The organism is Paenarthrobacter aromaticivorans, from assembly GCF_019038615.1.
Classification (GTDB): Bacteria; Actinomycetota; Actinomycetes; order Actinomycetales; family Micrococcaceae; genus Arthrobacter; species Arthrobacter aromaticivorans.
This window is the reverse complement of the sequence record NZ_JAHOPC010000005.1, coordinates 209,279-232,103: the sequence shown is the minus strand read 5'-3', so window position 1 is coordinate 232,103 and position 22,825 is coordinate 209,279. Positions and strand designations below refer to the sequence as shown.

The window sequence follows — 22,825 nt, the reverse complement described above, 5'->3', positions numbered from 1 at the left end:
GGATGACCACCATGCACAAGAATCCGAATCAGTCCGGCGCCGCCCTGACTGATCCAGTCCGCTATCCAGCCGGGGCCAGCGCTCCGGTGCGGACCAAACGCGCCTTCGTGCTGGTCCTCCTCACGCTCTTCATCCCCGGCAGCGCCCAGATCGTGGCAGGTGACCGCAAGCTGGGCCGCGTTGCCCTGCGAATCACCCTGACTGTGTGGGCGCTGGCCTTGCTGACGCTGTTGATTGCGTTGGTGAACCGGAGCATGCTGCTCAGCATCGTCACCCATCCGGTGGGATCGCTGTCCATTATCGTTGTCCTCATTGCTCTTGCTTTGGGCTGGGCCTACCTGTTCCTGAACACCCTGCGGATCATCCGGCCCAACCTGCTGGCACCCGGGATGCGGCCTATCATTGCCGTGGTCCTTGCCGTGACAACAGTCCTGGCCAGCGGCTCCTTGGGCTACCTTGCATATGTTCTGAACGTCAGCCGCAACGCGATCGGCAGCATCTTCAACGCCGGTCCTGCCATCGATCCCGTGGATGGCCGTTATAACTTCCTGATGATGGGAGGCGACGCCGGTGACGACCGGACGGGCAGGCGTCCGGACAGCCTTTCGGTCATCAGTGTCGACGCCAAAACCGGTGAAAGTGCCATCATTTCCGTGCCCAGGAACCTGCAGAACGCCCAGTTCAGCGAGGGCTCCCCCATGCGGAAGATCTACCCCGACGGCTATAACTGCGGCGATGAATGCCTCATCAACGCCGTCAACACCGAGGTCACCAACAACCACAAGGACCTGTACCCGGGGGTTGCCGATCCTGGCGCGCAGGCCACCCTTGAAGCAGTGTCCGGGACCTTGGGCATCACGGTGCAGGCTTATGTGCTGGTGGATATGGACGGGTTTGCCAAGCTCATCGACGCCATGGGCGGCATCCGCATCAAGGCTGGCGGCTGGGTACCCATCAGTGGTCCCGTCACGGACGAGGCCCACGGGATCCACGGCATGCCCGATGGCTGGATCCCCGCTGGCGACCAGCACTTGGATGGCTTCCACGCCCTTTGGTATGGCCGTTCCCGTGAATTCGTTGACGACTACGCCCGTATTGCACGCCAGCAATGCGTACAGCAGGCCATGCTCAAGCAGTTGGACCCCGGCACGCTGCTGACGAAGTTCGAGGACATCGCCAACGCAGGCACCAAGGTGGTGGAATCCAACATCTCCTCCGCGCAGCTCGGAAGCTTTGTGGACCTTGCCTTGAAGTCCAAGAGCCAACCGGTCAAGCGCCTCACTATCGGTCCACCCGATTTCGATGCCTCGTTCTCCACGGTGCCGGACTTCGATCTGATTCACTCCAAGGTCAAGGAACTGTTGACGTCCCAGGGCAATCCAAAGGCGCAGGACAGCCCCAAGGCCGATGACTCCATGGTGTCCAACGACGCCAACGCCGGCTCTCATGTCGTAGCGGCGGGCCCTGTCCAGGGCAGCTTCCCGGCCGGGATACCAGCGGGGCAGCAGCCGTCGCCGTCGTCCTCTGATTTCACGCCGGTGACCACCACGCCGGACGGTACGCCCATCACGGAAGAACTGCTCAACGGCCTCAAGGCCCAGGGAGATGAGCAAGGCATCCGGGATCTCGTGGCAACCAATGGGCAATGCGCCCCGCTGTAACCCCAGCAGCACCACCACCTCACGTTCAGCGCGACGATAAGGACTTTCCTTCGTGTATCAGATTGAGAATGTTTTGCGACCCTACGCGTGGGGTTCGACGACGGCGATTGCCGGCTTGCTGGGGCGGCCGGCGTCAGGTGGTCCGGAGGCAGAGATGTGGATCGGCGCTCACCCTGATTCCCCGTCCACAGCCATTCATCCGAATGGGGTCACACAACCCCTCGATGCCCTGATCGCCTCGAATCCTACCCACTTTTTGGGAGCCGAAAGCCTGACCGAATTCGGGCCCCGGCTTCCGTTCCTCACCAAGATTCTGGCCGCGGAGCAGCCACTTTCATTGCAAGTGCACCCGAGCTTGGAGCAAGCTCGCGAAGGCTTCGCCCGAGAGAATGCCGCAGGGATCTCCGCGGATTCCCCCGAACGCAACTATCGGGACGATAACCACAAACCGGAGATGATTTTTGCGCTCACTCCGTTCCGGGCGTTGTGTGGGTTCCGCTCCCCTGCAGCAGCCAAAAGTGTTTTTGAGCACCTTGCCTCAGTGTTGGATTCCGCCGCAGTGGAGGTCCCAGCAATTATCGGCGACGTAATTTCAGACCTCAGCGTTCCCAACGAATCCGAAGCCCTCAAAGCCGCCTTTACCCGCCTGATTGAGGGCGGCAGCGTCGTCTCGGATGCCATCCACGAGGTAGAAGCTGTCCTGCGTGCAGGCGCACCGCAAGAGCCCCACGAAGATGCGCTGGCCGCAATGTTGGGAATCAATGAGGCATTCCCCGGCGATCCTGGTGTGCTCATTTCCCTGCTCCTCAACCACCTTTCCTTGCAGCCAGGCGAGGCAGTGTACCTGCCGGCAGGCAACGTCCATGCCTACCTTCACGGCTTGGGCGTGGAAGTCATGGCTTCCTCGGACAATGTGCTGCGCGGCGGACTCACCCCCAAGCATGTGGATGTCCCTGAACTCGTCAAGACCATCCGTTTTGAATCAATAGGCGTGCCCCGCGTTGAAGCCACCGGCACGGAGTTCGGCCAGGAACTGTACCGCCCGCCTTTCAAGGAGTTCCAACTCCAGCGGATCCAACTCGGCCCGGGTGCCGAACCGGTGCCGCTGGCACAGTCCGGTCCCGCCGTCGTCGTGGTTGTTGCCGGTTCCGTGGTGCTCGACTCGCCCAAGAGCGACCTCCCGCTGCAGCGCGGCGGCGCTGCGTTCATCCCTGAGGTGGAGAACCCGGTAAATGTTCATCCCGTGCAAGGCGCCACCGATACGAGTATTGCCTTCGCAGTGACCACAGGGCTGGGTAAGTGAGCGTGGACTTCTTTCTGCAGTCGCCCGCTTGGGCTGCCGTCCAGCGCTCGCTCGGCCGCAGGGTCCATGAGCAGTCAGGTCCCGGATGGAGCTTCCTCGCGATAGAGGAAAAGAACCCGGCGGGCAAAGTCATCTACGCCCCCTATGGCCCCGTGGCAAAGTCCGTGGACGCCTTCGACGCCGCGACGACGGCCTTGGTGGAATTGGCGAAGAAGGAACGTGCTGTCTTCGTGCGCATGGAACCTGTATCAGCAGGCTTCACAGCGTCCGAGGCCGATGCACTCCTTCACGCCCGTGGCCTCCAGCCAGCGCCCGTAAACCTGCAGCCGGAGTTGAGCTGGATCGTGGACCTTGAGGGCGATTTCAAGGATGTTCTTGGCGGAATGAAGCCGACCAACCGGAACCTGTACCGCAACATCCACAAGAAGGGCGTGACGTTCCGGGCATCCCAGGATCCCGCGGACATCAAAATTCTCCTGCATTTCCTGCATCTGACGGCAGCACGCAACGGCTTCAAGCCACAAAGCGACGACTACCTCACCCAGGTGGCTGAATGTTTGCTACCGTCCGGCGCCGGAACGCTGTTCATAGCTGAGCTCGAGGGCGAGCCGATCGCCGCCGCTTTCACCTACGATTCCTCGGACACTCGCACTTATGCCCATGCTGCACTGGATGACACGCACCGCAAGCTCAGCGCTGGTATTCCGCTCCTGGTCAACCTCATGGCAGATGCCAAGGAGAAGGGCCTGAAGCACGTGGACCTCTGGGGCGTGGCCCCTGAAGACCAACCGGACCACAAATGGGCAGGCTTCACATCCTTCAAGAAGTCCTTCGGAGGCCGCGAAGTAGCCTACCCGGGAACATGGGACCTCCCAGTGAACAAACTCCGCTACGGCGCCTACCAACTGGCCAGAAAGCTCCGCGACAAGCTCCGCTGATCTTCACCAAGCGCGCACAAGCGGAACCGCGGCACAAACGCATCGGGGCAGCGAAAAGCGCCCTATCGCGTCAGCGGCATCAAATCGACGAAGTACGAGGAGATAGCCGCAGAGCGATGGGGCGCTTTCTCGCGCTTAGGGGCGCGCCAGTGCGGAGGAGGTTACGGCTTGCGCGCGTAGGTCTCCCACTTGCTGGCGTGGTGCTCAGCATCAACGAAGCGAACCGTTCCGGACTTCGAGCGCATCACGATGGACTGCGTCAGTACGCGGTCCTTCTGGTAGCGAACGCCGCGTAGGAGGTCGCCGTCGGTGATGCCGGTGGCTGCGAAGTAGCAGTTGTCCGAGGTGACGAGGTCGTTCGTGGAGAGAACGCGGTCGAGGTCGTGTCCGGCGTCGATCGCTTTCTGCTTCTCATCGTCCGACGTAGGCCACAGGCGGCCTTGGATAACACCGCCGAGGGACTTGATGGCGCAGGCGGCAACGATGCCTTCGGGGGTTCCGCCGATGCCCATCAGTGCGTCCACGCCGGTTCCGGACCGGGCTGCGGCGATGGCACCTGCGACGTCGCCGTCCATGATGAACTTGGTGCGTGCACCGGCTTCGCGGATTTCTTCCACCAGGGGGCGGTGGCGGTCGCGGTCCAGGATCATGACGTTGAGCTGGTTGACCTTGACGCCCTTGGCCTTGGCGATCAGGTGCAGGTTCTGCTTCACGGGCAGGCGCAGGTCCACCATGTCGGCAGCTTCGGGGCCTGTGACCAGCTTTTCCATGTAGAAGACCGCGGACGGATCGAACATGGAGCCGCGTTCTGCCACAGCTAGGACGGCAAGGGCGTTGTTGATGCCGAGGGCGGTCAGGCGGGTTCCGTCGATGGGGTCCACGGCGACGTCGCACTCGGGACCGGTGCCGTCACCAACCTGCTCGCCATTGAACAACATGGGGGCTTCGTCTTTTTCGCCTTCACCGATGACCACGACGCCATTGAAGTGGACGGTGTGAAGGAACGAACGCATGGCGTCGACGGCGGCGCCGTCTGCCTTGTTCTTGTCGCCGAAACCTACCCAGTGGCCACCGGCAATTGCCGCGGCCTCGGTGACACGGACGAGTTCCAGCGCCAGGTTGCGGTCGGGTTCGTCGGTGCCGACGGCGAGCGACGGCGAAATCGTGGAATACTGCTGGGTCATTGGTGCAGGAGACACTTGAACCTCTTCTTCGAGTGACGATTCACGGGACCGGACACGGTTGCACGAGGCAACCTGGGGTCCCTCTATGAACGATCATAGTCGCCGCATGCGTTTGGAGTCGCTGGATGACCACGGCCGGCAATTCCCGCGGTGAGGTTCCCGGTTGTGTGTTCACAGCCGGGATGAGGGACTATGGAGGTGTGAGTGAAACGCAGGACAAGCCCGCTGCCGGCAACCAGCCCAAGGCTGCAGAGGCAAACCCCAACGGCGCCCCGGACGCTATGGATGCCCCTTATAAACCCGTCATTCCGGCAAAAGCGGCCAAGCGCGCCAATGCCTCGGTCATTGGCATGATCATTGCCCTGGTGCTGTGTGTCCTCGCATTCCTTCCCATTGTCTTGATGAACCCTGCACCGAAGGGCGAGGGCTTTCGGCCCCCCGTTGACGTTGCTTCCATAGCCCGCAACGCTGCCGATGTGGCGGGATTCACACCCGTCACGCCGGAAACCGGCGACACATTCAAGCCGAACTACGCCCGTTGGGAATCGGGCACCGGCACGGGCGTGCCCACCTGGGAGGTTGGCTACCTGACTCCCAAGGAAGCCTTCATCGGCCTTACCCAGACCACCAAAGCGAATCCCACGTGGGTGCTGCAGCAGACTGGCAACATGCCAGTAACCGGCACCCGCAACGCCGGTGGCCAGGATTGGGAGCTCCACGATTCCGGCAAGGACAAGCGCAGCATGGTGCTCAACTACCGCGGAACCACCATCATCCTGAACGGCACGGCGAACCTTGAAGAGTTCGCCACGCTCGCCGCCGCCGTGGTGAAGTCCGCGGACCAAGCCGCTGCGGCTTCCGAATCTGCAGCGCCGTCCTCATAAGCACACCAGCGCAATAAGCACACGCAGCGCAACAGTTTTACGGCCCGCCACCTCCGGGCCGTAAAGTAATCAGGTGCCTACATATCTGACTCCCGCCCTTGCCTGGCGCCGCCTTCAAGAGGGCAACGAACGTTTTGTTGCCGGTGAATCCCTGCACCCGAACCAGGACGCGTCCCGACGCTCATCACTCATCGAGAACCAGAACCCCTTCGCTGTCATCTTTGGCTGCTCCGACTCCCGCCTCGCGGCCGAGATTATCTTCGATCTCGGGTTGGGCGACGCCTTTGTGGTGCGCACCGCAGGCCAGGTGATCGACGACGCCGTCCTCGGTTCCCTTGAATACAGCATTGCTGAGCTTCGTGTTCCACTGATCGTCATCCTTGGCCACGACAGCTGCGGAGCCGTCACGGCTACCAAGGCCGCCGTGCAAACCGGAGAGATGCCCGCTGGCTTCATCCGCGATCTCGTGGAACGCATCACCCCGTCCGTACTGACTTCCCTGCGCAACGAACAGGAAGACGTCAACGACATGGTGGTGGAGCACGTCAAGCAAACCTCAGCGAGGCTGGCCGACAGCTCACGTGTGATTTCGGACGCCATCGACGACGGCCGCGTGGCTGTGGTGGGCCTGTCCTACAAGCTCGATGAAGGCCGTGCGGCCCTCGTTTCCGGGATCGGCAAGCTTTAGTGGACCGTGCTCCGGCCTCCGCGCCGGAGCACGTAGCACTCCCTCCCGGGTTTTCGATGCGACCCCCAATCGCCCTAAGCTAGCCCCATGACTTCCACCACTGAGTTCCGTATTGAACATGACACGATGGGCGAAGTTCGCGTCCCCGTGAACGCCCTGTACCGCGCCCAGACGCAGCGTGCTGTGGAGAACTTCCCTATCTCCGGCAAGACGCTTGAGCGCACTCACATCGAAGCCCTTGCACGCGTCAAGAAGGCCGCTGCACTGGCGAACGCCGAACTGGGGGTGCTCGATGGTGAGCTCGCCGAGGCAATCGCCGCAGCTGCCGATGAGGTAGCCACCGGCAAGTACGACGGCGATTTCCCGATTGACGTCTTCCAGACCGGATCTGGCACGTCCTCCAACATGAACACCAACGAGGTCATCGCAGAGCTCGCTTCGCGTGCCCTCGCAACTGCGGGCAGCGACAAGGTGGTTCACCCCAACGACCATGTGAACGCTTCGCAGTCCTCCAACGATGTGTTCCCGACGTCCGTCCACGTTGCCGCCACCTCTGCCCTGATCAATGACCTGATCCCGGCCCTGGAATACCTGGCAGCATCTTTGGACCGTAAGGCCGCGGAGTTCAAGGACGTCGTCAAGTCCGGCCGCACCCACCTCATGGACGCCACGCCGGTAATGCTCGGCCAGGAGTTCGGTGGCTACGCCGCCCAGGTCCGTTACGGCATCGAGCGCATCAACGCAGCACTCCCCCGCGTCGCCGAGGTCCCCCTTGGTGGCACCGCTGTTGGCACCGGCATCAACACTCCTGCCGGCTTCCCGGAGCGCGTCATCGAACTGCTCGCAGCCGACACCGGCCTGCCGTTGACAGAAGCTCGCGACCACTTCGAAGCACAGGCAAACCGCGACGGCCTCATCGAGGGCTCCAGCCAGCTGCGCAACATCGCGATCTCCTTCATGAAGATCAACAACGACCTCCGCTGGATGGGTTCCGGCCCCAACACGGGCCTCGGCGAAATCGCCATCCCGGACCTTCAGCCGGGCTCCTCGATCATGCCGGGCAAGGTCAACCCCGTTATCTGCGAAGCCTCCATCATGGTGTGCGCCCAGGTCATCGGCAACGACACCGCTATCGCATGGTCCGGCACCAACGGCGCCTTCGAACTGAACGTCGGCATCCCCGTCATGGCCGCCAACCTGCTCGAGTCCATCCGCCTGCTGGCCAACACCAGCCGTGTGATGGCCGACAAGATGATCGACGGCATCACCGCCAACGTCGAGCGTGCCCGCTTCCTGGCTGAGGCTTCCCCGTCCATCGTGACCCCGCTGAACAAGTTCATCGGTTACGAGAACGCCGCCAAGATCGCCAAGATCGCCGTCAAGGAGGGCCTGACTATCCGCCAGGCAACCGAGAAGCTCGGCTTCGTCGGTGAAGGCGAAGGAAAGGTCTCCGAGGCAGAACTCGACAAGGCCCTGGACGTCACCACCATGACCTCCCCTGCCCACAAGGCTTGACCTCTGGCTTAACACCCAAAGCACGACGACGGCCGGCACCTTACACACTAAAGGCGCCGGCCGTCGTCGTACCCGGGTTGTACACCTCCGGCCGAAAAGCCCCAGCTGTACACAAACTCAACTCTCTTTTGCGCTTTCTCGGCTGACCACCCTCACGGCTGAAACTCCGGCCAACGCCGGCGCCAAATAGCTTAGTCCTCCTCCTGGTACGCCACGGGGCCTTCGGGCTCCGTGGCGAGCCTGATGGCCTGAAGGTTCCCCTCGCTCATATCAGGCAGTTCATCCAAGCCGAACCAGCCAACAGCGATCGATTCGTCATCGTTTACCTGAGCATTGCCGGAGACATACCTGCAGCGGAAGGTGATGTCCAGGAAGTCGCAGACGTCGCCATTCGGAAAGGTCACCGGACCTACAACGCCGACGCCGATGATCCGCTCAGTTTCGGCCATAACCGCCGTCTCCTCAAAGATTTCCCTGACCAGTCCGGGAGCGGGATGCTCGCCCGGTTCAAGGATGCCGGTGATCACTGTCCAGTGGTGATTGTCCGCCCTTTGGCAGAGCAGCACCCGGCCATCGTCGTCGAAGACTACTCCCCTGACCGCCGGCAACCAGAGCGGATCATTCCCGATCTTCTCCCGTAGCTTGAGGATAAATTCGGGTGCGCCCATTGTTGTCAGCTTTCCTTCAATTCGATGGTGGCGTGTGAGTTGCTCAACGCGAGCACGCCGTCGTCGACGTTCCATTGGACAGGCTGCTCAAAGAGCTTGACGGTCCAAGCCTCGTAGCTTCCCTCAAGCTCCCGGCAGCCCATGGCCGAGGCGGCCATTGAACGCGTTGCCCAGACATCTTCCTGGACGGAGACTTCCACATTGAGCACATTGCACGGTGTCTTCACCAGTAGGGTCCACTCCCCGTTGACATGCGTCGAGCTGATCCGCAGCGGTTGTGTCCCAAGCCACGCTACGTCTCCAGTGGCATCGCTCCCGCGCACCGACGTGAAGGTGGAGCAACCCAACGGGCCGCCCTCGCAGAAGGGCTCCGGCTGCTGGGTCATGAGCGGTTGAATGCTGGCCCCAGGGGTTGCACCGGGAACGTTGCCCGATTGCCCGCAGCCCGAGAGCATCAAAGCGCAGGCCATGGCGACACTCGGCACAGGCCAAAAACTACCCCTCTGCACAGCAGCCCCCTCCAGGTGTCTTAAGCGCGTCAAACCATCTGGGCTAAGCATGCCGCAGCCTTGTGAACCCGCAGAATACGGGAAGCGTTGCAGTTCGGCCGCAGTTGGTCCCGGGCGGGGCGACTTGGAAGAATCACGCAGGCAAAAGCACCATGCTCACCAAGGCTCCTGCCAGCATGAAGGGCCCGAACGGGATAGCCGAACCCAGCGTGCCGCGCCTGGACACAAGGATCACCAGGCTCCACAACCCGCCGAGCAAGAAAGCAGCGAAGGTGCCCGCGAAGACATGGGCCCACCCGAGGTAGCCGAGGTATAACCCAAGGACTCCGGCCAGCTTCACGTCCCCGAACCCCATACCAGGTGGATAGACCAAACGAAGCAGGAAGTAGAACAGCCACAGGACGCCGCCACCGGACAGCACACCGAGCCCGGGGATACCGAACAGCGAGGCATCCAGCCCAGCATCGGGGCCGCCAACAAACACCAAAACCGCAGCGCCCAGCAGCAGAACCCCGCCCACCGCATAGGAGGGAAAGACGATCCGATTCGGCAGCAGATGGCTCCGGATATCAATAATGGTCAGGCGCACCGCCATCACCAGGAAATACGCGCACGCAAGAACCACCAGCCAGAAGCCCAGCGGGCTGGCGTCCCAGAGGTCGGCGAGTCGTCGGATCACCCTGCAGATGCTATCCCGAATTGGTCCAGAGGCCGGGTTGAACGCGTAGGTAAACTGTGGATATGGCGCGCTACAGTGCAGGTGGATCAGGTTTCGGACCGGACTTCGGATCTGGTTTTGCGCCAGCTAACGGGCATGGCGGCCAGGCACAGGACTTGTCCTCCACATTCCGCAATCTCTGCCGCTCTTCACCGTGGAAGTGGACGAGTCTCCGTTTCGAATACCTCGAACGCCCTGGGACTGGCGCCAATCTGGTCCGTGCATGGCTGAGGCGGCCCGGCGCGCTGCGGCTGGAGACTCCTGACGGAAAGCTGCTGCACAGCACCACGGGCATCAACGATTCCCGTGACGACCTCTACGTCAGTGCCACGCGACGCTCCTGGTTACTCCCCGCCCACTTGGTGACCCCGGTCTATGATGGCGCTGGCTTGGTCCGAAGGCGCCCCGAGGCGGCCTACGGTGAACCGTCCTTTGGCAACGGACGGCTGGCTGCGGCACTGGATCCGGTGGAACTTGCCGGCAATGCGCCCGTCCCCCTGGAGTTCCCGGATTCCAACCCCGTGTCCTTGGAAGAGCCCCGTGAAGTAGATCATGAGGGACGGATGGCCTTGGAAACAGTGGTTACCCGTGGCCGAACCTACGTGCCCTTGGATCCTGCCCAACCCTTGGCCCACCCGGGCCGGACGCTGATCCGCGTGGATGCCGGGACAGGCGTCTGCGTCGCCAGCCAAAGCCTGGACGGCGATACGGCCGGCAAGGGTCATTGGCTGAAGATCCTGGCCGTTGACGAATACATGCTGGACGATCTTTTCCTTGCCGAGTCAATGAACCTGACCGACGTTCGGCGCCATATCTCCTGGGACATCGGCCCCGCCGCCTGACCTTCACATCCACGAAACGTTGTGAACCCGCTATTCCATGGTTGGCCAACAACGTGATAGCGGGTCCACCACGCAATAGGCTGTCACCAGCTCTGTGACTCGCATGGCCTCGACAGCCGGGCTAAGCTACGGCGATGACATCGCTGGCAGACATCTGGCCCCCGTTCGGACTTACCCTCACCACCCCGAGGCTTACCATCCGGCCCATCCTGGATGAGGACATCCCAGCCGCGGTAGCTGCCGCCCGTTCCGGTGTCCACGAGCCCGGCAAGAGCCCGTTCAGCACCCCGTGGGCAGAGCTCCCGGACGACGAGCTCGCCCCGAACATGGCTCAGTGGTACTGGCGCTGCAGGGCAAATTTCGCCAAAGACTCCTGGACCCTGCTCTTGGCAGTATGGCAGGACGACGAATTCCTTGGAGTCCAGGACCTCGGCGCCAAAAACTTCAAGACCCTGAAGACAGTGAGCACAGGATCCTGGCTCAAGCAGTCCGCGCAAGGCCGCGGCATCGGCAAAGAGATGCGTGCCGCCGTCGTAAGCTATGCGTTCGATTACCTGCAGGCGGAAGTGGCCGAATCCGAAGCCGCCTCCTGGAACAAGCAATCGTTGGGCGTCTCCCTGAGTCTCGGCTACGAACTCAACGGCCTCGTCCGCGACGGCTGGGGCGAGAAAGTCGAAGAAGTCCAAAGAGTCCGCCTCACCCCCAAAACCTTCAACCGCCCCAACTGGACCCTAAAAGTCCACGGCCACGAAGAACTAATAACATACCTGGGGCTGTGACCCGGAACGAAGGCGAAGGCCAGACATCCGGCAGCGTGCGTCAAAAGCGAGGAACGAGCTAGCACGCAGAGGATGTCTGGCCTTTGCCGGTACGGCACCTGGTCGAGGGGGCGGGAGCTACGCCCCTTCGAGCAGCTCCGTCACCAAGGCCGCAATTGGCGACCTCTCGGACCTGGTGAGCGTGATGTGGCCAAACAGCGGATGCCCCTTGAGGGTTTCGACGACGGCGGCCACGCCGTCGTGCCGGCCGACTCGGAGGTTGTCGCGCTGGGCGACGTCATGGGTGAGAACGATCTTGGAGTTCTGGCCGATGCGGCTCATCACGGTCAAGAGGACGTTCTTCTCCAAGGATTGTGCCTCGTCCACGATGACGAAGGCATCGTGCAGTGAGCGACCTCGGATGTGGGTGAGCGGCAGTACTTCGAGCATGCCGCGGTCCATGACTTCTTCCACGACTTCCTGGCTGACCAATGCACCGAGTGTGTCGAAAACGGCCTGTGCCCAAGGGTTCATCTTTTCCGATTCAGACCCTGGGAGGTATCCCAGTTCCTGGCCGCCTACAGCGTAGAGGGGTCGGAAGACGACCACCTTGCGGTGTTCGCGGCGCTCCAGGACGGCTTCGAGGCCCGCACAGAGTGCCAGCGCGGATTTGCCGGTGCCGGCTCGCCCACCGATGGAGACAATGCCCACTGCGGGATCCATGAGGAGGTCGATGGCGAGCCGTTGTTCCGCCGAACGGCCATGGAGCCCGAAGACATCACGGTCACCCTTGACCAGGCGGACCTGTTTGTCGGCCCCCACGCGGCCGAGCGCCGAGCCGCGGTTGGACAGGAGGACAAGACCGGTGTTCACGGGAAGTTCAGCGGCGGCAGGGATGAAAACGGGTTCGTGACCGTAAAGCGTGGCGATTTCCTCTTCACCGGCTTCCACTTCGGCCATGCCGGTCCAGCCTGAATCCTTGACGAGTTCGTTGCGGTATTCGTCTGCGTGCAATCCCATGGCGGATGCTTTGACGCGCATGGGAAGGTCCTTGGACACCACGGTGACGTTGTGACCCTCGTTTGCCAGGTTCTTCGCTACGGCCAGGATGCGGCTGTCATTGTCCCCGCCCCGGAAGCCTGCGGGAAGGACTTCCGTGGAAATGTGGTTCATCTCTACCCGGAGCATGCCTCCGTCGGCGCCAATGGGTATTGCGTGGTCCAGTCCGCCATGTTCGATTCGGAGGTCATCCAGTAGCCGCAAGGCTTTGCGGGCAAAATACCCTAGTTCGGGATCGTGGCGTTTGCCTTCAAGTTCGCTGATGACCACGATTGGGACGATGACTTCGTGCTCGGCGAATCGCAGCAGTGCGTGCGGGTCTGAGAGCAAGACGGATGTATCGATCACATAGCTGCGGCCCACTGCAGACGATGCTGTCCGTTCCCCCGATGAAACCCGTTTGGCGCGAGAGGTAGCTGCACTTTCCCCGTCAGAAACCATTGTGGGCAGTTGCTCTGAAATAGCCACATCGACTCCAGCCCCGGGCGGTCGCCCGGCCTAATGGTGAAGCGGCTCGGCCGGAAGGCCGGGCGTGGCCTCCCATGTAACTGGTGCGATAGTTCGCTCCATCTACTGGCCTCCCCGATCAGCGGGCGGTTTTGCCTGCTGATGGGATTAACGTAATCCCGGACACATTCATTTCCGCAATCCTTCGTCGGCAAGTCGCATGTCCGGATCGTTAAATTTCGGTGAACCGGCCCGCTTCTAGGAGCCGAAGCGACGCTGCCGGCCAGCGTAGTCACGGAGGGCGCGCAGGAAATCAACCTTCCGGAATGCCGGCCAGAGGGCTTCGCAGAAGTAGAACTCGCTGTAGGCGCTCTGCCACATCAGGAATCCGGAGAGCCGCTGCTCACCGGAAGTGCGGATGACAAGGTCCGGATCCGGCTGGCCGCGCGTGTAAAGGAACCTTGAGATGTCGTCCACCGAAAGTTCATCTGCGACGTCGGACATGGTCCGCCCCTTGGCGACGGCGTCGCGGAGGAGTTCCTTCACGGCATCGACGATTTCACGCCGCCCACCATAGCCGACTGCCACGTTCACATGGATTTTTTCATGGACAGGGGTCCGGGCGGTCAGCTTGTTCAGGCGATCGGCGAGGTAGTCCGGGAGGAGCTCTGGCGCGCCCATGGCATGCACGGAGACGTCCTCATTTTCATCCAGCCGGTCCATGGTGTTGGCGATGATGCCCATGAGCAGGTCAAGCTCTTCGCCGGAGCGGTTCATGTTGTCCGTGGAGAGCATGTACAGCGTCACTACTTTGACGCCAAGCTCCTGGCACCAGCCGAGGAACTCGTGGATTTTGTCGGCGCCGGCCTGGTGTCCCTGGCTGGTCGGCGCGTTGAACTGACGGGCCCACCTGCGGTTGCCATCCACCATGACACCGATGTGCCTGGGGATGCGGTCCTGCTTCAGGGAGCGAAGGAGTTGGCGCTCGTAGAAGCCATAGAGGAAACCGGGCAGCTCCACCGGACTTTCACCTGACTTCCTTGCTCTTACGACGACGGCGCACATCCAAGGCTACCTTCCCGAGGTGCCTCGCAGGTGCATGGCCGGGTCGCATTCACATCCAACCAGAGTTACTTTTCAGTAACTTACCGAAGCGTAGGTTACTCTTTAACGATGGCCGAGCTGCTCACTATCAAGCCCGCATGGCGTGGTTGGATCCACACCGTTGCCGCCCCCTTCGCCCTCGCTGCCGGAATCGTCCTAGTGGCGCTTGCCCCCACAGCCGACCGAAAAATCACCTCCACGATCTATGCGGTAACAGGCGTCCTCCTCTTTGGTGTCAGCGCTGTTTACCATCGCGGAAACTGGTCCCCGAAGACCCGGCTGGTGCTCAAGCGCCTGGATCATACGAACATCATGTTGGTGATCGCCGGAAGCTATACGCCGCTGGCTTGGTCGCTTCTTGAACGCTCCCAAGCCGTCACGTTGTTGTGGATTATCTGGTCCGCGGCCATCGCCGGGGTGCTGTTCAGGGTGATTTGGACAGACGCTCCTCGTTGGTTATATGTCCCGATCTACATTGCCTTGGGCTGCGGGGCACTCTTTTACCTCCCCCAGTTCTTCGCGGCGAATGCGGCTTCTGCCATCCTCATCTGCGTGGGCGGCGCGCTATACATAGCCGGCGCGGTCTTCTATGCCATTAAGAAGCCAAATTTCAGCGTCCAACACTTTGGGTTCCACGAACTCTTCCATGCGTTCACTGTCCTGGCGTTCGCGGCCCACTTCATCGCCATCATGATGGCTGTGCTCAGCTAGCGCCTGGGGTCATTCGCGCCAGCATCGATTGCACCTCGGCAACGGTTCCCACAGGCCTTTCGCACACCATATCCCGGCACAAATACACTTGTGGCGAGCCGTTTGGCGCACCAGTGCGATGAATCAGCAGCGGAACCTCACCCTCACCAGCCGGGGACGCGGCGTCGTCCTCTTGCAAGGCGACAACGAGGCCGGGGCTGGCGGACTTCAAAAGCGCGCCGTGCAGTTCCTGCCGCAGGGATGAGTCGGCACCAGCGACGGCGGCCTCCACCGGGCCGGCCAGCGCCGCTTGCGCCGTGGCCAGGAGCCAACCGGCGGCGCGGGGCGCGCGCGTGGCCAGTGGAGGAAGCAACCCCAGGATGTTCCCGGCCATGAGTCGGTGATCGTGTGAGCCTGAATATGCGGAATACGTCAGCAGCACTCCGGCAAATCCGGCAGCGCCGCTGGGGGCAGCATTGTCGAATGGATCAAGGGCGGCGCGTTGGCCTTGGGCGTTGAAAACCTGCGCAGACTCCCCGGCTGAATCGGCAAGGTGTCCGTTCTCTACAAAACGCGCTTCAGCGGCCCGGATGAGTTGTTCCGCGAGGCGGTACCAACGCCTTACCCCCGTCACGGCGTACAGGGCGAACATGCCCTCAGCGCAGAACGCGTAATCTTCCAGGAGTCCTCCGATCCCCCGGGCCTTGGAATCGTGCGAGACGCGGATCAGCAGCCCGTTCCCGGCATCCCAATGTACGTCCTCAAGGTACTCAGCGACGTCCTGTGCGGCAGCGACGAGGTCCGGCCTGTCCAGCACCGCTCCGGCCTCGGCAAGCCCCGCGATCGCGAGCCCGTTCCAACCTGCCACAACTTTCTCGTCCCGGGCAGGCTGGTTCCGGAGATCGCGGACGGCCAGGAGCGTGGGCCTGACGCGGCGCCACAGCGTGGATTCGGAAGCCGAAAGGGGTCGTCCGGGATGCAACGGAGATCCCAATTCGGAAACCGTTCCTTGGTCACCAATGTTCATCATCCGGGCCACGTCTTCGGCGTCACCCTGTCCGAGTACCTTCTGCAAGGACCCGGGAGTCCAAAGGTAGGCCGCACCCTCATGGTGCACGCCGTCCACCACGGTGTCGGCGTCCAAGGATGAAGCCAGTCCACCACTAGGCAGCCCCAGTGAAGCCAGCATCCAGTCCGCGCACCTGGATGCTGTCTCCGCTGCCTCCCCAGGGGAGAGCGCCTCATTGCCGCCGAGCCGCACCCAGTGGGCGTAGATACGCAGGAGCTGGGCATTGTCGTAGAGCATTTTCTCGAAGTGTGGCACCGACCAATCCGCTGTGACCGAATAGCGGGCGAAACCGCCGTCGAGCTGGTCGCACAAGGCGGAACGTGCCATCCCGGCCAGCGCCCGTCCAGCCATGTCCCGCGCATCCTTCGCCGTCTCCGGCGGTGCCGCTGCGTGGCGGATCAGGAACTCAAGAACCGCCGACGGCGGGAACTTCGGGGAGCTGCCAAACCCACCGGCGTCGGGGTCTTCAGAGCGAGCCAAAACCCTTACGGCATCCGAAAGCAGTTGGGCATCAAGTACCTCGGGCGGCCCATCAAGGCGAACGGCAGAGGACAGCTGAGCATTGGCCATGTTCGCGGCGAGCCCCCTGGCGTTCTGTTCAACAGCTTCACGGCGTTCCATCCACGCCTCGTGGACCGCCTCAAGTACGTTCCGGAAGGAGGGGCGACCAGGCAAAGGAACGGGCGGGAAATAGGTGCCTGCATGGAACGCGAGGCCCTCGGGAGTCAGGAAGACGGACATTGGCCAGCCACCTTCGCCGCTGATGGCCTGCGTGGCCGTCATGTAGACGGAATCGACGTCCGGGCGTTCCTCGCGGTCCACTTTGACGGGCACGAAGTGGGCATTCAGGTAATCGGCGGTTTCTTGGTCCTCGAAGGATTCGTGGGCCATAACGTGGCACCAGTGGCAGGCCGCATATCCGATGGAGAGGAAGACCGGAACGTCACGGGCAGCAGCAAGCGCAAAAGCTTCATCCCCGAACGGAAACCAATCCACCGGATTGTCCTTGTGCTGCAGGAGATAGCTGCTGTAGGCGCTGGCAAGTCTGTTCACATTTTCCATCATCGCTCAGAGCCGCGTCAGCGGCCCAGTGAGCTGATGACGCGGCTTTGAGCCCCAACCCGTCTGTTGCTTTCTTAGGCAACCCGAACGTCCAACGGCAAGTCCGCCGCGCCCCGAAGGATCCCGGTGGAGATGATCTGCCCGTCCTTGATGACGGTACGTGTCTTGCTTTCGTCCCAGAGAATCGAGGGTTCATGGAAGGGATTCCCGTCCAGCACCACCAAGTCCGCGCAGGACCCGCGGGTGATGCGTCCAAGGTCATCGCGCCGAAGCAGGGCGGCGTTGGTTGACGTTGCCGACCGGAGTGCGCCATACACGCCAAGGGCTTCGCACTGCAGACGGAGTCCGGCCAGTTGCTCATCCTCCAGGTCACCCATGAGGTCTGTTCCGAACCCGATCCGGACCCCGGCATCCCGCGCCAGTGCCACGGCATTCTTCCCCGCCTCCAGCACTTCCCGGTTCTTGGCCGCTCCCACTTCGGTAAGGCCGACATCCTTACCGCGGCGTTCCATGGCTTCGTAGGTCACCAAGGTGGGGACCAGATAAACGTCGTTGTCAGCCATTAGCTTCGCCGTTTCAGCGTCCAGCAGGTTGCCGTGCTCGATGCAGCGGACCCCGTTAAGTACTGAATGGCGAATGGCCTCCGGGGAATATGCGTGAGCCGTGGCGTAGCTGCCCCGGCGGGAAGCCTCTTCTGTTACGACGCGGATTTCCTCCGCGCTGTACTGCGGAACCCGAATCGGATCGACCGGTGAAACGACCCCTCCGGAGGTCATTAGCTTTATGGCGGAGGCGCCTGTGCGGAATCGGTGACGCACGGCCAGCAGCAGGTTATCGGCGCCGTCCACCACCTCGCACATGTGCCCGCCATGGAAGCATCCGCCATTGTTCGCGGCCCGGATATCGCCGTGGCCGCCTGTCTGGCTCAGCGCCGGGCCGGTGAAGAAGTAGCGTGGACCAGGGCACAGACCTTCCTCGATGGCGCTGGCAAGGCCAACGTCACCACCGGCTACGTCACGTACCGAAGTGAACCCGCGGAGCAGTGTCGCCGCGAGACGCCTTGCCCCGGCAAGTGCGGAATAGCTCAATGGCCCAGTCTCGTTCGTGGCGGAAGTCAGGCTGAGTGCGTATGCATGAAAATGCGCATCGATAAGTCCTGGAATCACGGTTCGGCCCCGGGCGTCATGGACAACACCGCTCGTTTCAACCTCCCGCCCTACGGCGGTGATCCGGCCATCCCGGATGCTGACGGAGCCCTCAATCAGGTCAGGTGATTCGCCGTCGAAGATTAGGGCGTTCCGTATTGTCAAGCTTTCCGGTGTTGTCACGTCTGTTTCCTTCCTGTTGTCCCCCGCGGGCGGGCCCCCCAATCGTGGTGCCCGCCCGCGAATGAACTAGCTGGCGGTGGTGAGGGCTTCTTCGAGCAGATGGACGGACCGCCGTGCGACGTCCACGGCTGAGTCGACCGAATTCTGGTCGTAGCTGCCCTCAGGGGCGAGGAAGTTCATGGAACCGATAGTCTGGCCGTTGCTCACCACCGGAACGTTGACGATGGCCCCGCAGCCCAATGACTCGATCATTGCCGAATCAAAGAAGAATGCACGGACCGCTTCCTTATCCACCCCCAAGAACGGCTGCTGTCCCTTGAGCACCTGCTCCAGCCACACCGCGTTCGTGTCCCCGGCGAGGGTCTTCTTCCCACCTACCGGATAAACATCGGGATGGGTGGTGTACACGCGTGCCATGCTGGTGCCATCGTCGGCGATGACTGAGACGGTAAAGAGAGTGACGCCGACTACTTTCCGGGCGTTCGCGTACACGTCGTCGAAGGATTCAAACTGGGAACTCATGGAGTCCTTTCTTTCCTGATCGGAACCTATTTGCTGCTGGTGGTGCTTAGTAGCCGTAGTGCGTCTTGGCGAAGTCCTCGGTGATGAAACCGTTGACGATGTCGTAGGTGATGTCCTCGCGGGAGCGCTTGGAGACGTCTCCGAAGCCGCCACCACCTCCTACGGCGAGGCGGACGACGTCGCCGGCCTTGACCTTGCGGGCGTTCGCTTTCAGCGTGCGAACCTCATCAGCGCGGCCGGGGTTGATCACAACTTCCGGGCCCTGGGCGTCCGATCCGCCGAAGAGCCCCCAGGCCGGGGTCTTTGACCGTTCGAACCAGAGCCCTACCACGCAGTCGGCCAGGAATTCGTATTCGCGTACCACGCCGTTGCCGCCGCGGTACTGGCCGGGGCCGCCGGAGTTGGGGCGGATGGAGTACTCGTTGATCCGGAACGGGTAGCGGGTCTCCAGCATCTCGATGGGCAGGTCCTTGAGTGAGCCGTTGACATTGTTGATCATGGCGGATTCACCATCGGTTCCCTGCCACGCACCCCAGCCTCCAAGTGTGGCTTCCATAGTGACGAAGTTCCGGCCGAAACGGGTGTCGAAACCGGCGGCGGTGATGATCATCGAGTCACCGTGGCTGGCGCTGGCGACACGTTCGGGCATGGCGGGGGCCATGGCCTTGGAAACGAGGTCGATCAGCAGCCCAAGGTGGGAGAAATACCACTGGCACGGGGCTGGAGTCACGGCGCCGAGCACTGAGCCGGACCGCACCTGGGTGGTCATTGGCCGGAAGGAACCACCGTTGGAGTTGGACTCCGGGCTGACGAGGAGCTTGTAGCCCACGCGCAGTGCCGAGACGGCCTGGGCGGCACCACAGTTCACCGGGCCCATGGTCTGGTCCGCCGATCCGGTGACGTCGAAGTCAATGGTGTCGCCGGCTACGGTGATCCGCAGCTTGATCTCAATTGGAGTGTCCAGATTGATACCGTCGTTGTCCAGGAAGCCCTCAGCTTCGTACACCCCGTCTTGAATGTTGCGTACGGTCATGCGCTCGATTTCTTCCGTTTGGCGGAAGATCTCATCCCGGGCGGCATCCAGCTGCTCCATGCCGTACCGGCCCACAAGCTCCTTCATCCGGGTGGTGCCCATCCGGAGGGCTGCGATCATGGCATGCATATCACCAATGGTCTGGTACGGGAATCGCACGTTGGTCCGAATCAGGTCCACAACAGAGGTCTCAACACCTGCCTCGACCAATTTGACCGGCCCCATCCTGAACCCCTCTTGGAAAATGTCGGTCGAGTCCATCGAGCCTCCGACATCTTTAGACCCCATGTCCATCCAGTGCGCACGGGTCGCCGCGAATCCGACAACCTCTCCATCGTCGAAGATCGGCGCAAAAATGGTCACATCGTTCAGGTGCGTGCCGCCCAGGTATGAGTCGTTGAGGATCCAGATGTCCCCTTCCTGCCAGACCGCGCGGCCGTACATTTCCTCCACAGCGATGGAACAAGTTTCCAGGTTGCCTAGGAAGAGCGGCAGGCCTGCGGACTGTCCGAGCACGCGGTGTTCGGTGTCCAGGAGAGCCACCACGCAGTCCCCGCCCTCGTAGAGGATGGGTGAGTAAGCGGAGCGGATCAGGGTGGCGTTCATGTCATCCGCGGCGCTGGTCAGCGCGTTGCGGATGATTTCCACGGTGACGGGATCCAGTGTTTTGACTGCTGCAATTGTCATTTTTGGTGCCTCAGTTTTCTTCGACGTCTTCAGAGCGGATGACCAGGGAGCCGAACTCGTCGACCGTGACGTTGAACCCGGGGGGAACGACGGTGGTGGCGGTCTGCTCCACAATGATGGCGGGACCTTCGAATGTGTGGCCGGCGCCGAGATCGTCACGGCGGACTACGGTGGTGCTGTGCTCAACGTGGTCAAAGACCACCTGGCGGATTTCGTGCTTGAACTCAGGGCCCTGTGCGGTGACGTAGCTCGGAGCTTCCAGCCGTCCCAGATCCCCGACAGCCTGCGTCCGCAGGGTGACGATTTCGATCGGGGCACCAAGGTTGGAGTGGCCGTAGCGCTCGTGGTACATCGCAGAGAAGCGGACAGCGAGGTTGGCAACGAAGTCAGGTGACTCCGGTTCGTCAGCTGATGTCAGCGGAACGTTCAAGGAGAACTCCTGCGACTGATAGCGGACGTCCACGGACGCCTTCGTGGCCCGGCTTTCCTCCGGGACCCCTTCCGAGACCAGTGAAGACAGGCCTTCGACTTCCATGGAGCGGAGGATGCCGGCCATGTCTGCCACATCAATGTCTTCGTCGAGGTAGAAGTAGGGTTCGGAAAAGTCCTTGCGGATGTTGGTTTGCAACATGCCCCAGGCGGAGAAAGCACCGGGGAAGCGGGGAACGACCGTTTCCGGGATGCCGAGTTCCCTGGCGAGGAAGACCGCGTGCATGGGTCCGGCTCCGCCAAAGGCCACGAGGGCGAAGTCCCTGGGTTCGATGCCGCGGGAAATGGTGATGGTCCGGATCGCTTGGGCCATCTGTGAGTTCGCGACGTCGCAGATGCCTTCGGCCATGGCGATGGGGTCCAGGCCGAGCTGGTCGCCTACTGTTTTCAGGGCTGTGATTGCGGCTTCACGGTCCAAGGCGACCTGTCCGCCGGCGAACCAGTCGGGGTCCACGCGGCCGAGCACCAGGTTGGCATCAGTAACGGTGGGTTCTGTGCCGCCGCGGCCGTAGCAAGCCGGTCCGGGGTTGGCTCCGGCGGAACGCGGTCCGACCCGCAGGCCGCCGGCTTCGAGCCAAGCGACGGAGCCGCCGCCGGCGCCGACGGTGTGGATGTTAACAACGCTCATGAGCATCGGCAGGCCTTCCAGGTGCGCCTCCGTTGAGACGTCCGGCTTGCCGTCAACTACCAAGGAAACGTCAAAGGAAGTGCCGCCCATATCCACACCGATGAGGTTGCGGTTTCCCGAGACACCCGCCAGTTCGACATCGCCCATGGCCCCCCCGACCGGGCCGGAAAGCAGCGTCTGCAGCGGCCGCTTACGAGCGGACTCGGCGGTGAGGACGCCGCCGGAGGACTGCATGATGTGCAGCGGTGCTTCCACGCCCCGGTCGGCGAGTTTCTCTTCCAGGTCCAAAAGGTAGTTGCGTACCACCGGCCCCGTGTAGGCCTCGACGACGGCGGAGGAGGTCCGCTCGTATTCGCGCCATTCCTTGGCTGCTTCGTGCGAAAGGGAGACTGTGAAATCCTCCCCGAGTTCCTCGATCAGGATTTCGCGGGCCCTGAGTTCGTGCGAGGGGTTCTTGTAGCTGAACAGGAACCCGACGGCGACGGCGCCGTAGCCCTCCTCCGCTGCCCTGCGCGCTGCTTGACGGACTGCCGCTTCGTCCAACGGCACGAGTTCCTGGCCTTGACTGTCCAGCCTGCCACCGACGCCAATGACGTCCTTACGCTCGACCAACGGGGCGGGCTTGCGGTACTGAGCATTGTAGAGCTCAAGTCGGGGGCCGCGGGCAATGTGATAGGTGTCCTCGATGCCGGCCGTGGCCAGCAGTAGTACGCGAACTCCGCGGCGTTCCAGGAACGCATTCAGGCCCTGGGTGGTGCCGTGGACCAGGAATTCGATGTCCGAGAGTTCATCAACTATCGACTCAAGGCCTGCAATGACACCGGCACTCAGGTTGCCCGGTGTGGTGGAGGCTTTCGTAGCCGCGTAGGTTCCGGCGTCCTGATCGTACGCCACAATGTCCGTAAAGGTTCCGCCGATATCCATCGACACCCTGTAGTTCGGCATGTGTATCTCCTCATGGTTTGGAATGGCACTTTGTGCGTGGAAACACGCTATATACCGGGCCAACCAAGAGGGTGGGCATACTGCACGATTCTGC

General features: G+C 62.1%; 20 protein-coding genes. 9 read left to right on the top strand and 11 right to left on the bottom strand.

Features of this window, described 5'->3' with window-relative positions; all coding sequences use genetic code 11:
- The first annotated feature begins 2 nt into the window (after nt 1–2).
- From KSW38_RS10885 to KSW38_RS10875, 3 genes are read left to right on the top strand one after another with little or no spacing between them, the layout of a single operon-like run.
- Nucleotides 3–1,661, top strand: coding sequence for an LCP family protein (locus KSW38_RS10885; protein ID WP_216924937.1), 1,659 nt, complete (start codon nt 3–5; stop codon nt 1,659–1,661).
- A gap of 52 nt (nt 1,662–1,713) precedes the next feature.
- On the top strand, nt 1,714–2,964 hold the full coding sequence (gene manA, locus KSW38_RS10880; protein ID WP_216924936.1) for a mannose-6-phosphate isomerase, class I: 1,251 nt from the start codon (nt 1,714–1,716) through the stop codon (nt 2,962–2,964).
- A gap of 2 nt (nt 2,965–2,966) precedes the next feature.
- Nucleotides 2,967–3,902: a lipid II:glycine glycyltransferase FemX gene (locus tag KSW38_RS10875; protein WP_216924935.1), complete on the top strand. Its 936-nt coding sequence runs from the start codon at nt 2,967–2,969 to the stop codon at nt 3,900–3,902.
- A gap of 161 nt (nt 3,903–4,063) precedes the next feature.
- Here KSW38_RS10875 and glpX read toward each other — a convergent pair whose 3' ends face one another.
- Nucleotides 4,064–5,086, bottom strand: a complete 1,023-nt coding sequence (gene glpX, locus KSW38_RS10870) for a class II fructose-bisphosphatase (protein WP_216924934.1) — start codon at nt 5,084–5,086, stop codon at nt 4,064–4,066.
- A gap of 200 nt (nt 5,087–5,286) precedes the next feature.
- Between glpX and KSW38_RS10865 the strand changes: the two genes are divergently transcribed.
- The 3 genes from KSW38_RS10865 (at nt 5,287) to KSW38_RS10855 (ending at nt 8,173) form a co-directional block, all read left to right on the top strand.
- Nucleotides 5,287–5,970: a DUF4245 domain-containing protein gene (locus KSW38_RS10865; RefSeq protein ID WP_308169339.1), complete on the top strand. Its 684-nt coding sequence runs from the start codon at nt 5,287–5,289 to the stop codon at nt 5,968–5,970.
- A 73-nt stretch (nt 5,971–6,043) separates the two neighbouring features.
- Nucleotides 6,044–6,658, top strand: a complete 615-nt coding sequence (locus KSW38_RS10860; RefSeq protein WP_216924933.1) for a carbonic anhydrase — start codon at nt 6,044–6,046, stop codon at nt 6,656–6,658.
- A gap of 87 nt (nt 6,659–6,745) precedes the next feature.
- Nucleotides 6,746–8,173, top strand: coding sequence for a class II fumarate hydratase (locus tag KSW38_RS10855; RefSeq protein WP_216924932.1), 1,428 nt, complete (start codon nt 6,746–6,748; stop codon nt 8,171–8,173).
- 191 nt (nt 8,174–8,364) lie between these two features.
- Here the strand turns inward: KSW38_RS10855 and KSW38_RS10850 are convergent, their stop codons facing one another.
- The 3 genes from KSW38_RS10850 to KSW38_RS10840 form a co-directional block, all read right to left on the bottom strand.
- Nucleotides 8,365–8,841 carry an NUDIX hydrolase gene (locus tag KSW38_RS10850; RefSeq protein WP_216924931.1) on the bottom strand — a complete coding sequence of 159 codons (477 nt, stop codon included), beginning with the start codon at nt 8,839–8,841 and terminating at the stop codon, nt 8,365–8,367.
- Nucleotides 8,842–8,846: 5 nt separating this feature from the next.
- Nucleotides 8,847–9,227 carry an META domain-containing protein gene (locus KSW38_RS10845; RefSeq protein ID WP_216924930.1) on the bottom strand — a complete coding sequence of 127 codons (381 nt, stop codon included), beginning with the start codon at nt 9,225–9,227 and terminating at the stop codon, nt 8,847–8,849.
- A 256-nt stretch (nt 9,228–9,483) separates the two neighbouring features.
- Complete coding sequence (locus tag KSW38_RS10840; protein ID WP_216924929.1) at nt 9,484–10,029, bottom strand: prepilin peptidase; 546 nt, start codon at nt 10,027–10,029, stop codon at nt 9,484–9,486.
- A 62-nt stretch (nt 10,030–10,091) separates the two neighbouring features.
- On the opposite strand from KSW38_RS10840, the gene KSW38_RS10835 reads away from it, so the two are divergent.
- Complete coding sequence (locus KSW38_RS10835) at nt 10,092–10,910, top strand: hypothetical protein (RefSeq protein WP_428982381.1); 819 nt, start codon at nt 10,092–10,094, stop codon at nt 10,908–10,910.
- Between the two features lie 134 nt (nt 10,911–11,044).
- Nucleotides 11,045–11,689, top strand: coding sequence for a GNAT family N-acetyltransferase (locus KSW38_RS10830; RefSeq protein WP_216924928.1), 645 nt, complete (start codon nt 11,045–11,047; stop codon nt 11,687–11,689).
- A gap of 117 nt (nt 11,690–11,806) precedes the next feature.
- On the opposite strand, the gene phoH2 is transcribed toward KSW38_RS10830, so the two are convergent.
- Complete coding sequence (gene phoH2, locus KSW38_RS10825; protein WP_254186370.1) at nt 11,807–13,168, bottom strand: RNA 5'-3' helicase PhoH2; 1,362 nt, start codon at nt 13,166–13,168, stop codon at nt 11,807–11,809.
- A 264-nt stretch (nt 13,169–13,432) separates the two neighbouring features.
- The gene (locus KSW38_RS10820) at nt 13,433–14,239 is read right to left on the bottom strand and encodes an isoprenyl transferase (RefSeq protein WP_223948379.1); all 807 of its coding nucleotides are present in this window, start codon (nt 14,237–14,239) and stop codon (nt 13,433–13,435) included.
- A 108-nt stretch (nt 14,240–14,347) separates the two neighbouring features.
- Here KSW38_RS10820 and trhA point away from each other — a divergent pair, with 108 nt between their 5' ends.
- The gene (gene trhA / locus KSW38_RS10815) at nt 14,348–14,989 is read left to right on the top strand and encodes a PAQR family membrane homeostasis protein TrhA (protein ID WP_216924926.1); all 642 of its coding nucleotides are present in this window, start codon (nt 14,348–14,350) and stop codon (nt 14,987–14,989) included.
- Here trhA and KSW38_RS10810 read toward each other — a convergent pair.
- The 5 genes from KSW38_RS10810 to KSW38_RS10790 form a co-directional block, all read right to left on the bottom strand.
- Entirely contained in the window at nt 14,982–17,099 is a 2,118-nt protein-coding gene (locus KSW38_RS10810) for a thioredoxin domain-containing protein (protein WP_428982382.1), read from the bottom strand. The genes trhA and KSW38_RS10810 overlap by 8 nt on opposite strands.
- Nucleotides 17,100–17,173: 74 nt before the next feature.
- Entirely contained in the window at nt 17,174–18,427 is a 1,254-nt protein-coding gene (locus KSW38_RS10805; protein ID WP_216924924.1) for a metal-dependent hydrolase family protein, read from the bottom strand.
- 66 nt (nt 18,428–18,493) lie between these two features.
- Nucleotides 18,494–18,949: a GAF domain-containing protein gene (locus KSW38_RS10800; RefSeq protein ID WP_216924923.1), complete on the bottom strand. Its 456-nt coding sequence runs from the start codon at nt 18,947–18,949 to the stop codon at nt 18,494–18,496.
- Between the two features lie 46 nt (nt 18,950–18,995).
- Nucleotides 18,996–20,669, bottom strand: a complete 1,674-nt coding sequence (locus tag KSW38_RS10795) for a hydantoinase B/oxoprolinase family protein (protein WP_216924922.1) — start codon at nt 20,667–20,669, stop codon at nt 18,996–18,998.
- A 10-nt stretch (nt 20,670–20,679) separates the two neighbouring features.
- The gene (locus tag KSW38_RS10790) at nt 20,680–22,731 is read right to left on the bottom strand and encodes a hydantoinase/oxoprolinase family protein (RefSeq protein ID WP_216924921.1); all 2,052 of its coding nucleotides are present in this window, start codon (nt 22,729–22,731) and stop codon (nt 20,680–20,682) included.
- Nucleotides 22,732–22,825 lie beyond the last annotated feature (94 nt).